This is a genomic window from Stenotrophomonas sp. STEN014, assembly GCF_056760315.1.
Window position 1 is genome coordinate 467,104 of sequence record NZ_JBRREN010000002.1, and the last position, 13,483, is coordinate 480,586.

12 protein-coding genes are annotated in these 13,483 nt (G+C 66.7%); 10 read left to right on the forward strand and 2 right to left on the reverse strand.

Annotated features, from left to right (window positions below):
* The first annotated feature begins 60 nt into the window (after nt 1-60).
* The 4 genes from ACVOMC_RS04850 to ubiM all read left to right on the forward strand — a co-directional run bounded on the left by ACVOMC_RS04850 (nt 61) and on the right by ubiM (nt 3,484).
* Nucleotides 61-1,173, forward strand: coding sequence for a COG3904 family protein (locus tag ACVOMC_RS04850; RefSeq protein ID WP_481523023.1), 1,113 nt, complete (start codon nt 61-63; stop codon nt 1,171-1,173).
* A 67-nt stretch (nt 1,174-1,240) separates the two neighbouring features.
* On the forward strand, nt 1,241-1,774 hold the full coding sequence (locus ACVOMC_RS04855) for a DUF4019 domain-containing protein (protein WP_481523024.1): 534 nt from the start codon (nt 1,241-1,243) through the stop codon (nt 1,772-1,774).
* 68 nt (nt 1,775-1,842) lie between these two features.
* A complete protein-coding gene (locus ACVOMC_RS04860; RefSeq protein ID WP_481523025.1) occupies nt 1,843-2,235 on the forward strand; it encodes an MAPEG family protein in 393 nt (130 codons plus the stop codon).
* A 67-nt stretch (nt 2,236-2,302) separates the two neighbouring features.
* Nucleotides 2,303-3,484, forward strand: coding sequence for a 5-demethoxyubiquinol-8 5-hydroxylase UbiM (ubiM, locus tag ACVOMC_RS04865; RefSeq protein ID WP_481523026.1), 1,182 nt, complete (start codon nt 2,303-2,305; stop codon nt 3,482-3,484).
* 15 nt (nt 3,485-3,499) lie between these two features.
* On the opposite strand, the gene ACVOMC_RS04870 is transcribed toward ubiM, so the two are convergent.
* Nucleotides 3,500-3,721, reverse strand: coding sequence for an RNA-binding S4 domain-containing protein (locus tag ACVOMC_RS04870; protein WP_054658474.1), 222 nt, complete (start codon nt 3,719-3,721; stop codon nt 3,500-3,502).
* 175 nt (nt 3,722-3,896) lie between these two features.
* On the opposite strand from ACVOMC_RS04870, the gene ACVOMC_RS04875 reads away from it, so the two are divergent.
* The 4 genes from ACVOMC_RS04875 to ACVOMC_RS04890 all read left to right on the forward strand — a co-directional run bounded on the left by ACVOMC_RS04875 (nt 3,897) and on the right by ACVOMC_RS04890 (nt 9,424).
* Nucleotides 3,897-5,831 (forward strand): DEAD/DEAH box helicase, encoded by a 1,935-nt coding sequence (locus tag ACVOMC_RS04875; RefSeq protein WP_481523027.1) that lies wholly within the window; start codon nt 3,897-3,899, stop codon nt 5,829-5,831.
* Between the two features lie 890 nt (nt 5,832-6,721).
* Entirely contained in the window at nt 6,722-7,519 is a 798-nt protein-coding gene (locus tag ACVOMC_RS04880; protein WP_481523028.1) for a TlpA family protein disulfide reductase, read from the forward strand.
* 22 nt (nt 7,520-7,541) lie between these two features.
* Entirely contained in the window at nt 7,542-8,357 is an 816-nt protein-coding gene (gene dsbG, locus ACVOMC_RS04885) for a thiol:disulfide interchange protein DsbG (protein ID WP_481523029.1), read from the forward strand.
* A 77-nt stretch (nt 8,358-8,434) separates the two neighbouring features.
* Nucleotides 8,435-9,424, forward strand: a complete 990-nt coding sequence (locus tag ACVOMC_RS04890; RefSeq protein ID WP_481523030.1) for a cation diffusion facilitator family transporter — start codon at nt 8,435-8,437, stop codon at nt 9,422-9,424.
* A gap of 168 nt (nt 9,425-9,592) precedes the next feature.
* Here ACVOMC_RS04890 and ACVOMC_RS04895 read toward each other — a convergent pair whose 3' ends face one another.
* Nucleotides 9,593-11,656, reverse strand: a complete 2,064-nt coding sequence (locus tag ACVOMC_RS04895) for a 3-hydroxyacyl-CoA dehydrogenase NAD-binding domain-containing protein (protein ID WP_481523031.1) — start codon at nt 11,654-11,656, stop codon at nt 9,593-9,595.
* Nucleotides 11,657-11,895: 239 nt separating this feature from the next.
* Here ACVOMC_RS04895 and rpoE point away from each other — a divergent pair, with 239 nt between their 5' ends.
* Both rpoE and ACVOMC_RS04905 read left to right on the forward strand, forming a co-directional pair.
* Nucleotides 11,896-12,516, forward strand: coding sequence for an RNA polymerase sigma factor RpoE (gene rpoE, locus ACVOMC_RS04900; protein WP_481523032.1), 621 nt, complete (start codon nt 11,896-11,898; stop codon nt 12,514-12,516).
* Complete coding sequence (locus tag ACVOMC_RS04905) at nt 12,513-13,415, forward strand: sigma-E factor negative regulatory protein (protein WP_481523033.1); 903 nt, start codon at nt 12,513-12,515, stop codon at nt 13,413-13,415. The genes rpoE and ACVOMC_RS04905 overlap by 4 nt, the downstream gene beginning before the upstream one ends.
* Nucleotides 13,416-13,483: the final 68 nt, after the last annotated feature.

A 13,483-nucleotide genomic window follows, 5' to 3' on the forward strand; every position in this document is an offset into this window, starting at 1 on the left:
ACTAGACTGTCCGCTCTTTCCGGCGCGTGTTGCGCCGTCGCACGGACCTGATTGCTCTCCATGTTGCCCAGATTCTGGTGGTCGCCGTTGTTGTGTGTCGGGCTGCTGGCCTGCAATCCACAGGAGCAGGACAAACAGCCGGCGCCGGACCCGGCGGTGGCGCAGGCGTCCGACGGTGACCACATGGTGTCGATCAACGTCACCGATGTGCCGCGGCCGGCCCCGGTCGCGGTGCCGGCCAAGGACCGTGACTGGCCGGAGGTGGCGCTGGAGAACGACAGGGTCTGGATCAGCTGTGACACCGACTATGCCGGCGAAAACGGCGATGGCGCGGCACTGGAAACCCTGGATCGCCAGGCCATGGAGACGGCGCTGGCGCCGTGCAAGGAGCGCGGCCTGCTGCGCGTGCGCTATGCCGGCAAGATCAACCCGACGTTCGCGGCGCTGATGGCGCGGCTGGCGATCGTGGCCGAATCGATGGGTATCGACCGGCGCATCCTGGATCTGGATTCCAGCGGCGGCCAGGTGGAAGCGGCGATCGTGGCCGGCGACAGCATCGGCGAGTCCGGCTGGACCATCTGGGTGCGGGAGGGCTCGATCTGCCACAGCGCCTGCGTGTTCGTGCTGGCCGCCGGCGACAACCGCCTGATCGCCGGCAAGGTCGGTATCCACCGGATGATGCGGATCAGTTCCACCGCCACCTCGCGTGCGGAGTTGAACAAGGAGCTGCACGAGGTCTATGACAACGTGAAGGACTACCTGCAGCGCAACGGCGTGGCGGTGGGCGTGGCCGACCTGATGATGACCGTGCCCAACCGCAGCGTGCGTCTGCTCAGTGCCGAGGAACTCAAGCAGTTCGGGCTCGATGGCACCAACGCGGTACAGGACGATCTGGAGCGGATCAAGCAGATGCGCAAGTGTGGCGATGATTTCGTACGCCGCAAAGACGCGTTCCTGATCGCCTTCGATCGCGACTGCAAGGCCGAAGGCGCCGATCTGGACGCGGTGAACACCTGTGGCCAGGCGTTGAAGCAGCGGTTCGGATTCCCGGATGAGACCTGCCCGGATGAGAGCCCGTTGTCGGAAATAGATACCGCGCTGCTGGCGCTGCCCTCGTCCCCGGTGCAGGCGGCAGCCACCGCGCAGGTGCCGGCCCCGCCGGCGGTGCACTGAGCAGTAGGCCCATCACATCGGGCGGCATAGACTGCCGGTTCTTCCACGCAACGCCATGGGGTGCATCATGCGGTCCAGTCGTCTGTTGATACTGCTGTCACTGAGTTTGCCGGCGGGTGTGTTGCTGGCCCAGACACCACCTCCCGCTACCGCCAAGCCAGCGGCAGCGCCCGCTGCACCGGCTGCGCGGACCGCCCCGGCGCTGACGCCCGCCCAGCAGGCGCAACAGGCCCGGCAGGATGCGGAGATGACCCGCGCTGCACAGCGCGTGGCGCAGATGATCGATGACAATCAGGCCGCCCAGGTCTGGGACGGTGCATCCCCGGCCGCCCGCAAGGCGGTTTCCCGCGACCTGTTCGCCAGCAGCGTCAGCGCCGACCGGGCCAAGCTCGGGGCACTGGTGGCGCGGGGCAAGCCGTCCATCACCCGTGTGCAGTATCCGGCCGGCGCCCCGGTACCGGAGGGCATCTACCTCAACGTCAGTTTTCCCACCCGCTTTGCCAACAACGCCCAGCCGGTGCGTGAGCTGGTGTCCTTCCGGCTGGACGAAGATAAGGTATGGCGGGTGTCCGGCTACAGCGTCAGAGCGGCGGCCGGCTGATCCGGTGTTGTAGGTCAGGCGGGGCCTGGCCCACGGCCAGCCCCGCGCATTCATGCGAGGCGGGAACGATGGATATCGAAATCCGCGCGCTGGGCTGGGCGGTGGTGCTGGGAATCTTGCAGATGCTGCTGGCAGCCACTGCCAGCACATCACAGCGCGGGCTCAAATGGAACGTGTCGGCCCGTGATGGCCAGGCGCCTCCCCTGACCGGGGCGGCGGCTCGCCTGCAGCGGGCCTGGGCCAATTTCCTGGAAACCTTCCCGTTGTTCGCCGCAGCGGTATTGGCGGTGGTGCTGCTGCACAGGCAGAGCCCCTCCACCGCGCTGGGCGCGCAGCTGTACCTCTGGGCGCGGGTGCTCTACGTGCCGCTGTACGCTGCCGGTATTCCCTACCTCCGCAGCCTGGTCTGGGGCGTGGCGATGGCCGGTATCGGAATGCTGGTGTGGCCGTTGTTGACCTGATCCAGATCAATGTCTTGTGGCGGAGGCGGTCTTAGCCTGCACCGGGACAGGAACGAGGAAGCAGGTGATGCAGAGCGTGGATGTGCTGGTGGTGGGGGCGGGCCCGGCCGGGTTGTGCTTGACCCGCAGTCTGGCCGGCAGTGGGTTGTCGGTGGCGCTGGTCGAACAGCAGCCGCATGCGGCATTGGCCACTCCGGCATTCGACGGTCGCGAGATCGCCTTGACCCACGCGTCCCGGCAGATCCTGCAGACACTGGGCATCTGGCAGCGGATCGCGCCGGGCGAGATTTCCCCGTTGCGTCGTGCCCGGGTGATGAACGGCACCTCGCCGTTCGCGCTGGGGTTTGCGGCCGAACGCGAGGGGGTGGCCGAGCTGGGCTGGCTGCTGCCCAATCACCTGATCCGCCGCGCAGCCTGGGAGTCCGTGCAGGCACAGGCCGGGCTGGAGGTGATCGATGGCACCTCGGTCACCGCGATCACGCCCGGCGTCGAGGCCAATACCGTCACCTTGGCCGATGGCCGGCAGTTGTCGGCGCGGCTGGTGGTGGCCGCCGACAGCCGCTTCTCCGCGACCCGGCGGATGATGGGCATCGGCGCGCAGATGCGCGATTTCGGCAAGTCGATGCTGGTTTGCCGGCTGCACTGTGAGCGTCCGCACCGGCACGAGGCGTGGGAGTGGTTCGGGTATGAACGCACCCTGGCGATGCTGCCGCTGCCCGGCGATCAGGCTTCGGCCGTTATCACCCTGCCGCCCCAGAAGCTGCAGGCGCTGATGGCGATGGAGGAGGGACAGTTCGGCCGCACCGTCACCGGTTTCTTCGAGCAACGGCTGGGACAGATGCAGCTGGCGGGAACCCGCCATGTGTATCCGCTGGTGGGGGTCTACGCGCAGCGTTTCGCCGGTCCGCGCTATGCCCTGATCGGCGATGCGGCCGTTGGCATGCACCCGGTGACCGCCCATGGGTTCAATCTGGGGCTGCAGAGCCAGCACCGGCTGGCGCAGCAGCTGCGTCGCGCCGCCGAGGCCGGGGCCGATATCGGTGCGACGGCGCTGCTAGCCCGGTATGAGCGCGGCCATCGGCTGGCAGCGCGGCCGCTGTACGAGGCGACCAATGCGATTGTCAGCCTCTACAACGACAGCCGCCTGCCCGCGCGTCTGCTGCGGGGCGCGGCGCTGCGCGCGGCCCATGGCGTGGCTCCCTTCCGGAAAATGATTGCCGCCCATCTGACCCAGCGGCAGTCCCTGTGAACAGGGCGGGGCGGCTCAGGCCTCCCCGGTCACCCGGATCAGCACATCGCCCAGCTGCACCTGCTGGCCGGCGCGGATCTTGCACGCCTTGCGCAGTTCCACCGCGCCATCGACCTGGACCTGGCCCTCGCCGATAATCACTTTGGCTTCACCGCCACTGGAAACCAGATCCGTCAGCTTCAGCAGCTGCTTCAGTTCGACGTATTCACGGTCCAGCTCGAATTCGATGGTCTGCATGGTGTTTCCACGATAAAACGGGCGTTATTGTGCGCCAATTGCAGGCCGCCCGGGCGGCCGAGTGCTTGCGCCAGCTGAACGGCCATGTGCCCGCCCCGCGACAACACAGTGCATTTGGGCGCACAATATGCGTCTTTTCGCCCGCCCGTTCGCGGTGTGGCCCCCGGAGTTACCCATGTCCCAAGAATCCCCCGAACCGCTGCTGTTCGCAGATCTCGGTCTTTCCGAGTCTGTGATGAAGGCGGTAGCCGCAGTCGGCTACGAATCCCCGTCCCCCATCCAGGCTGCCACCATCCCGGCAATGCTGGAAGGCCGTGACGTACTTGGCCAGGCGCAGACCGGTACCGGCAAGACCGGTGCTTTCGCGCTGCCGGTGCTGTCCAATATCGACCTTTCCGCCACCAAGCCCCAGGTCCTGGTGCTGGCACCGACCCGCGAGCTGGCCATTCAGGTCGCTGAAGCTTTCCAGAGCTATTCGGTTGCGATGCCCGGCTTCCGCGTGCTGCCGGTCTACGGTGGCCAGCCCTACGGCCAGCAGCTGTCGGCCCTGCGCCGCGGCGTGCACGTCGTGGTCGGCACCCCCGGTCGCGTGATCGATCACCTCAACCGCGGCACGCTGGACCTGTCCGAGCTCAAGACGCTGGTGCTCGACGAAGCCGACGAAATGCTGCGAATGGGCTTCATCGACGATGTCGAGGCCGTGCTCAAGAAGCTGCCGGAGCAGCGCCAGGTCGCGCTGTTCTCAGCCACCATGCCGTCGGCCATCCGTCGCATCGCGCAGACCTACCTGCGCAATCCGGTGGAAGTGACCATCCAGTCCAAGACCACCACCTCGGCCAACATCCGCCAGCGCTACTGGTGGGTGGCCGGCATGCACAAGCTCGATGCACTGACCCGCATCCTGGAAGTGGAACCCTTCGACGCGATGATCGTCTTCGCGCGTACCAAGGCCGCCACCGAAGAGCTGGCCGAAAAGCTGCAGGCCCGTGGCATGGCCGCCGCTGCCATCAATGGCGACATGCAGCAGGCCCAGCGTGAGCGCACCATCCAGCAGTTGAAGGAAGGCAAGCTCGACATCCTGGTCGCCACCGACGTGGCCGCCCGTGGCCTGGACGTGGAGCGCATCAGTCACGTGCTGAACTACGACATCCCGTACGACACGGAAAGCTACGTGCACCGTATCGGCCGTACCGGCCGTGCCGGTCGCAGCGGCGAGGCGATCCTGTTCGTCACTCCGCGCGAAAAGGGCATGTTGCGCTCGATCGAGCGCGCCACGCGCCAGCCGATCGAGGAAATGCAGCTGCCGAGCGTGGATGCGGTCAACGATCACCGCGTCACCAAGTTCCTGGAGCGCATCGGCCAGGCGATGGCCTCCGGCGACACCGATTTCTACCGTGATCTGGTGCAGCGCTACGAAAGTGAAAACAACGTGCCGGCGATCGACATCGCTGCCGCGCTGGCCAAGCTGCTGCAGGGCGATACTCCGTTCCTGCTGGCGCCGCCGGTGCGTACCGGGATGCGCGAGCAGCCGGCTGGCCGCAACGAACGTCCGGCGCGTGACGGCGGTTTCCCGCGTCGTGAGGAGCGTGGCGAGCGTCCGGCCCGGTTCGAGCCGCGTTTCGAGCGTGCTCCGCGGCATGACGAGGGCGAGCGTGCTCCGCGTCCGCCGCGTGGTGAGGGCGAGTTCGGTGAGCGTCCGCGTCGTGAAATGGCGCCGCGCAGTGCCCCGGAAGTCGGCATGGAAACCTTCCGTATCGAAGTGGGCCATATGCACGGCGTGAAACCGGCCAACATCGTCGGCGCGATCGCCAACGAGGCCGGGCTGGAAAGCCGTTTCATCGGCCGCATCGACATCCATGATGACCACTCGGTACTGGATCTGCCGGCGGAAATGCCCAGCGATGTGCTGCAGCACCTGAAGAAGGTCTGGGTGTCCGGCCAGCAGTTGCAGATGCGCCGGGTTGAGGAAGGCGAAGAGCAGGGCGGCGCCGCGCCGTCGTTCAAGCCGCGCTTCAGCAAGAGCGGGCCGAAGCCGGCCGGTCGTCCCGGTGGCCCGGGTGGCCCGCGTCGTGACGGTGGCTTCAAGCCGCGCGGTCCGCGCAACTTCTAAGCCGCGTCCGGCCGTATCCGGTCACCAAGACAGCCCCGGTCCGCCGGGGCTGTCCTGTTTTGGCCGGTGAGTTCGCAATGTGGCGGCGTAAAGCCTGTCGCCCGGGTGGCAACGGTTAAGCAGGCATGCCGAGGGATGACTCGGGCGCGAGATGATTGTGCCTACCGTCGACTTGCCGGCACGGCACCGTGCACGCTGTCTGCATTGATGTGGCGGGTTGTGGGGTATTCCGGCCCATCACCCACGCTCTGCAATCTGGTCTGAGCAGAATCAATAGGAAGCCCGTTACAACGCTGCGGTGGGCTGGCGCGATGTCTGAGCTGCATCGCGATCTATCGGCATATCCGTCTGTATTGGCGGCTCGGAAGATCACGATGCAAGCGGTCCGTCTGTTTCCGAGAACTTGCCCGGCAAGGCGCTGGTCGATCTGCGCTGTGACGTCTGGATCCTGACAGGATGTAGGTCGCGAGCAAGGCGATACGGACAGGTGTACCCGCAGTGCGCGGCTATCGGGCCATGAGGCAAGTGCTCAGCACTTGCGGCGGCTTCGCGTGTCCAGGCAGGCCTTGGGCGGAAGCAGCGAGACCTTGAGCGGTGTGCTGGAGCGGTACTCCGCAAGCAGGAGTGCAGGTTCGAATGTGTCTGCACGATTGCATCCGTTTCGCCCCACTGGCGATCGAGGATGCGCCATGATCTCCAACTGTCCCGAGCGTGAGCTTCATGGCTATTCGGTGGGGCCACTGCGGGGGTTGGTTCAGCCTGAATCGGCTGCTTTCGTCCATGCTGTTAACCATGACTTCTGCTTTTCTGCTCGCACAACCTGCCGGCGCGGGCCGATCGCTTCCACGACTCCTACCTGACAGGCCTGTCAGCGCTGTGGAGCGTGTGTCGTGATCAGTGCCGGTCCATTTCCCTTGATGGCGCTGGTCGCACTGGCGGCGCTGGCAGTGGCCTGGGGCTTGGCGCGGGGAGTGACCGCCGACGCTGGCGGCCTGCGCAGCCGTGTTGGGGCGATCGTGCTGGATGCGTTCCTGTGCGGATTGCTGGCGGCCCGGCTGGTGCATGTGCTGTGGCATCTGCGCGATTATCTTGCCGATCCGGTATCGATCATCCGCTTGGGCGATGGCGGTTTCTCCATCACTGCCGGGATCGTGGTCGCTGCTCTGTACGCGCTCTGGAAGACGCGCCATCCGGTGCCGCGCAAGCCGGTGCTGCTGGGGCTGGTGGCCGGTGCCGCGTTCTGGCTGATCGGCGGCATGGTGTTGTTCGCGGTGCAGCGATCTACGGTGAGCATGCCCGTGGCGGTGCTGGCGGATCTGCAGGGGGCGCCGGTCCCGCTTGACCGTTACAAGGGGCGCCCGCTGGTGTTGAATCTGTGGGCGACCTGGTGCGGCCCGTGCCGGCGCGAGATGCCGGTGCTGGTGCAGGCGCAGCAGGCGCATCCGGCGGTGAATTTTGTGTTCGCCAACCAAGGCGAAGTGGCGCAGGAGGTGCTGGACTACCTGCACGCCGAACAGATGTCGCCGGCCAACGTGCTGCTGGATGCCGAGTCGGAGGTCATGCGCCAGACCGGCGCCCGTGCGCTGCCCACCACCTTGTTCTTTGACGCCAACGGGCGTCTGGTCCGCGCCCATATGGGTGAACTTTCACGTGCCACGCTGGAAGCCCGCGTGCGCGAGATCCAATAACCGTTCCATTCCGAGGTTGATGATGATCCGTTCCCGTCCCGCGCTGCTTCTGCTCTCGGCCGTCTTGCTGGCTCCGGTCGCCTGCGCCCGTGACGCCGCCCCGGCGGCGGTACCGGTTGCCGCGAAGAAACCCGCCGATACCGCCGCAGAGCCGGCGGTGGTCAAGACCCTGCGCGAGCAGGGCGTGGAGTTCATGGGCACGTTTGAAACGCCGGTCGGCCTGACCGGCTATGCCGGTGTGGCCGGGCAGGAACCGTTGGCGGTGTATGTCTCGGCCGATGGCCAGTACGCGGTGGTAGGCACGCTGGTCAACGCCAAGGGCGAGGATGTGAGCGCCGCAAAACTCAAGGAGCTGGTGCACGGGCCGATGGGGCAGAAGGCATGGGCCGCGGTGGAGGGCAGCCACTGGATCGCCGAGGGCAAGGCCGATGCGCCGCGCATCATCTATTCCTTCAGTGACCCCAATTGCCCGTACTGCAACCACTTCTGGCAGGCGGCGCGACCGTGGGTGGAGTCGGGCAAAGTGCAGATCCGGCAGATCCTGGTCGGCGTGATCCGCGAGGACAGCGCCAACAAGGCCGCCGCGATCCTCGGTGCCGCTTCGCCGGTGGATGCGTTGCTGGAGAACGAGCGCAACTTCGCCAAGGGCGGCATCAAGCCGGCGGCGACGGTCCCGGCGCCGGTGCAGGCCAAGCTGCGCGCCAATGAGATGGCGATGCTGGAACTGGGCTTCCAGGGCACGCCGGGTATCGTGTTCAAGGATGCCAGCGGCCTCGTGCAGCTGCGCTCGGGCATGCCGCAGGGCAAGAACCTGGAGGCGGTGCTCGGCCCACGCTGAGGGATGGCCGCAGCGGCGATGTAATAGTCTCCGCCGCTGGCGGCTGACTAAGCTGACCCGGTTTCCCGGAGTCGATCATGAGCCACGACCACAATCACCTGCCCAGCGAGATCCGCCACGAGAAGCCCCTGTGGTGGGCGTTGGGGCTGACCACCTGCTATCTGGTGGTCGAGGTCATCGGGGCGTTCTGGACCAACAGCCTGGCGCTGCTGTCCGACGCGGCGCACATGGCCACCGATGCGATCGGCCTGATGATCGCCCTGACCGCGGTGCGGCTGAGCCGACGCCCGCCCGATGCGCGGCGGACCTATGGCTACGCCCGGCTGGAGGCTCTCGGTGCGGTGGTCAACGGCCTGTTGCTGGCCGGAGTTGGCGTCTACATCCTTGTGGAGGCCGTGCAGCGCTTCCAGCAGCCGCAGGCCATCGCCTCCACTGGGATGATGTGGGTCGCCGCGTTCGGCCTGGTGGTCAATCTGATCGCGATGCGCCTGCTCAGTGCCGGCAGTGGCGAGAGCCTGAACGTCAAGGGCGCCTATCTGGAAGTATGGAGCGACATGCTCGGCTCGGTGACGGTGATCGCCGGCGGTCTGGTCATCCATTTCACCGGCTGGACCCTGGTCGATCCGATCCTGGCGGTACTGATCGGACTGTGGGTGCTGCCACGTACCTGGGTGCTGCTGCGCGATGCGATCAATGTGCTGCTCGAAGGGGTACCCAACGGCGTGGTGCTGGCCGATGTGGGACAGGTGCTGCGGGGGCAGCCCGGGGTTGCCGACATCCACGATCTGCACGTGTGGGCGCTGGCTTCCAGCACGCCGGCGTTGACCGCGCATGTGGTGATGCGTGACGGGCAGGAGGCGGACGTGTTGCGCCGGCAACTGGCCGCCCTGTTGCACGCGCGTTTCGGCATCGACCATGTGACGCTGCAGGTGGAGGTGGACCACTGCGGCGATGACTGCGCGCAGGTGAAGCCGCAGACTGCGGACGATCACGATCACGATCACGATCACAAAGACCATGCGCATGGGCCGGATCGTCAGGGGCATCATGGCGCGGTGCATCGCTGAGTGTGCGAGAGCAGCCGGCGCCGCGACGCCTGCATCAATCCGGTTGCGGGCCTCCCGCCGAGGTCAGTGACGTCAGCGTCGTCGATTGCCTGCCTTTTAGCGTCGCGGTCCATCCGCAAGAAAAACGGAGCCGTCAGGCTCCGTTTTTCTTTATGGTCCCCTCCGGGATCAGGCCACCGGTTCGCGCAGTACCGGCAGCTCCCAGCCCGGCCGCGGCGCGAAGCGGTCGCCATAACGGCCCTGCAGGATCTTGAGCTTTTCCACCAGGCCATCGGCACCGGCGGCGCGGATGTACTGGATCGGGCCGCCGCGGAAGGGGGCAAAGCCGGTGCCGAAGATCACGCCCGCATCGAGCAGGTCGGCATCGGTGACCACCCCGTCGTGCAGGCAGGCCACCGCCTCGTTGAGCAACGGCAGGATCAGGCGGTCTTCCAGATCCGACGGCGCCTGGTAGTCCTTGGCCACTTCCGGCTTCACCGCGCGGCCGTTTTCCCACTTGTAGATACCCTGGCCATCCTTCTTGCCGCGCTTGTTCGGCTCGACGGTCGCCAGTGCGGCCGGGATCTGCAGGCCAAGGAACGGTGCCAGTTCCTTGCCGACGCCTGCGGCAACGTCCAGGCCCACGGTGTCCAGCAACTCGATCGGGCCCATCGGCATGCCGAACTTGACCGCGGCCTTGTCGATCACCGGACCGGGAATGCCTTCGGCATAGGCGGTGGCGGCTTCGAGCATGTACGGGAACAGCACGCGGTTGACCAGGAAGCCCGGGGTGCCGGCCACGGGCACCGGGAACTTGCCCAGCGCCTTGCAGAACGCAGCCAGGCGTCTTTCGGTTTCCGTGGCCATGCCGTCGTGGTGGATGATCTCCACCAGCGGCATCTGTGCTACCGGGTTGAAGTAGTGCAGGCCGGCAAACTGCGCCGGTCGCTGGATGTGGTCACGCAGTTCGACCAGCGGAATCGACGAGGTATTTGTGCTCAACAGCGCATCGGCCTTCATCTTCGGCTCCAGCGTCTGGTACAGCGCACGCTTGGCTTCCGGGTTCTCGATGATCGCCTCGATCACCAGATCGGCCACGGCCACGCCGTCACCGGCCAGATCGGCCTTCAGCCGCGCGACGACTTCCGGGCGTTTGGCCGGGTCTTTCACCTTCTTGTCGAACAGCGCCTGCGCGCGGGTCATGGCCGGGTCGATGAAGCGTTGCTCGCGGTCCTGCAGGGTGACGTTGAAGCCCTTGTAGGCCGCCCATGCGGCGATATCGCCGCCCATCACGCCGGCACCGACCACATGCACGTGCTTGATGCCCGAATCCTTGCCGCCCAGACCCTTGAGCCGTTCGGTCAGGAAGAAAATGCGGATCAGATTGCGCGCGGTCGGGCTGCTGGCCAGTTTGACCACGGCGCGGCGCTCGGCGTCCAGACGGGTCTGGATCGGGCTGCCGCCGGTGCGCTCCCAGGTGCTGATCAGCGCGTAGGGCGCCGGGTACTGGTCCTTCTTGGCCTTGCGCGCGACCTGCTTGGCCATCTGCGGGGCCAGGAGCTTGCGGGCCAGGAAGGTATTGGTGGCCCAGGCGGTGGCGCGCTGCTTGAACGGGCGGGTCACGCCGGTCTGCAGCAGCGCGATGGCCGCATCGACCAGCACCGCCGGGGCGGCGACCTTGTCGACCATGCCAATCGCGCGCGCGGCCGAGGCCGACAGGGTGCGGCCGGTCAGCATCATGTCCATCGCCGCCGGGGCGCCCACCAGCTGCGGCAGGCGCGCACTGCCGCCCCAGCCCGGGAAGATGCCCAGCTGGGTTTCCGGCAGGCCGATGCGTGTGGAGGCGTCATTGGACGCCACGCGGTAGCGGCAGGCCAGCGCCAGCTCGGTGCCGCCGCCCAGGCAATGGCCGTGGATCGCGGCGACAGTCGGGCAGGGCAGCTCGGCCAGCTTCTGGTAGACGTTCTGGCCACGACGGATGGCGTCGTTGACCGTACCGCGGCGGTCGAACTCCTGGAATTCCTTCAGGTCGGCGCCGGCGATGAACCCGGCCGGCTTGGTCGAGCGCACCACCACACCCTTGGGTGGGTCGATGGCCAGGCGTTCGACGATATCGCCCAGTTCCAGCAGCACGTCCTGCGACATGGCGTTGACCGGACTGTCCTTGCGGTCGAGGCTGAGCACGGCGATGCCGTCTTCGCGCAGTTCGGTGTGCCAATGATTGAAGCGGAGCCCATCGAAGCCTGAAAGCATGGGACGTTCCATCCGGTTGTGTATGGAGAAGATCGCTATGATCCAGAGGTTGTTTCCCCGGCGTCAAATCCCAATGCTTGGGTATGTGATGCGCTCGCGCCGTCTGGCACTCCCGTACACGCTATCCGAACGGGAGTTAAAAGCCGGTGCGCCCCCTTCCGGCGAGGGGACTGAACTTTTACCGCGAGCAGCGGTCTCATTGCCCGACGTCGGTTGGGCTGACAGGAGTGCGGCCCGTTATGGCCGAGGTTGAAACACCGCAGGAGCTGGATCTGGAACTGGTCCGGCGTGTGCAACGCGGCGAGAGTGCGGCATTCGATGTACTGGTGCGCAAGTACCAGCATCGGGTCATCGCGCTGATCGGGCGTTACATCGCCGACTGGAGTGAATGTCAGGACGTGGCCCAGGACACTTTCGTGCGCGCCTATCGCGCCATCGGGAGTTTCCGCGGCGACGCCCAGTTCTACACCTGGCTGCACCGGATCGCGGTAAACACGGCGAAGAACTATCTGGCCGCGCACAACCGGCGACCGCCGACGGACGACATCGACATCGGGGATGCCGAACAGTTCGACAGTGGGACCCGCTTGCGCGATACCGATACGCCCGAACGCGAACTGATGCGGCAGGAGTTGGAACAGACCGTGATGAAGGCGGTCGATGCGTTGCCCGAAGAGCTGCGCTCGGCCATTACGTTGCGAGAGGTGGAAGGTATGAGTTACGAGGAAATCGCGCAGAAGATGGGATGTCCGATCGGTACGGTGCGGTCGCGGATCTTCCGTGCGCGCGAGGCCATTGATGCCCAGCTGCGTCCTTTGCTGGATACCGCCAGCGCCACCCGTGAGCGGAGTCGCGCATGAATCCCGACAACCGTATTCCCGAGCTGATGGACACCCCTGTCGACAAATTCCACGCCCACTACCGGCAGCAGCTGTCGGCGCTGGTGGATGGCGAATTGGCGCCCGACGAGGCGCGCTTCATGCTGCGCCGGATCGAGCATGACGGTGAACTTTCCGGCTGCCAGGAGCGCTGGCAGCTGCTGGGCGACGCGATGCGTGGCCAGGCCTGTGCGCCGGCTCCGGGCAATTTTGGCCTGAAGGTCCGCCAGGCGATCACGGCCGACATCGGCCAGTACGGCCCGGTCAGCATGGCGTCGCGGCAGGCGTCGCGCCGCGGTTGGGCGCGCTGGGGCGGTGGGGCCGCGTTGGCGGCATCGGTTGCCGCGGTGGCCCTGTTCATGGCCCGCGAGCAGCTGCCGGAAACGGCGATGCCCGACCCGGTGATCGCTACCACGGCACAGATCACCTCGCCGGCGGTACCGGCGGCGACCGGTCCTGCGCCGGGGGCGACCGATGCCGCTGCCTCGGTGGCCTCGGCTTCGGCTGTCGCCGTTGCCGCCGCCCGCCGTCAGGAGGCAACGCGTCGCGGCAGCGCCACGCGCAGCCGGCAATCGGCACGTGCCAGTGCGGTGCGCATGGCCGAGCCGCCGCAGCGGGCGATCGCCGCGGCACCGTCGCTGCCGGCAGTGACACCGATCTCACCGGTGCTGCGTCAGGATCCGTTCGGCAGCAGCGCCAACACCCTGCAAGCACGGCCTTGGCCGCGTTCTTCGGTGGCGCCATCGCTGGGGCAGGGAGCGCTCAATGCCAGCTTCCCCGCGCAGCAGGAACGGAGTGGAACGTTCTACCCGTTCGAGCCGCGGCTGCCCGAACAAGGGGCCGATACGGCCGAATTGCGCCGATTGTTGCCGCGCCAATGAGGGCGGGTTTGCGGCCGCGACCATCGCTGCCGCTGGCCGCTCAGAGGTCTTGCCGGCGTGCCGTCGCA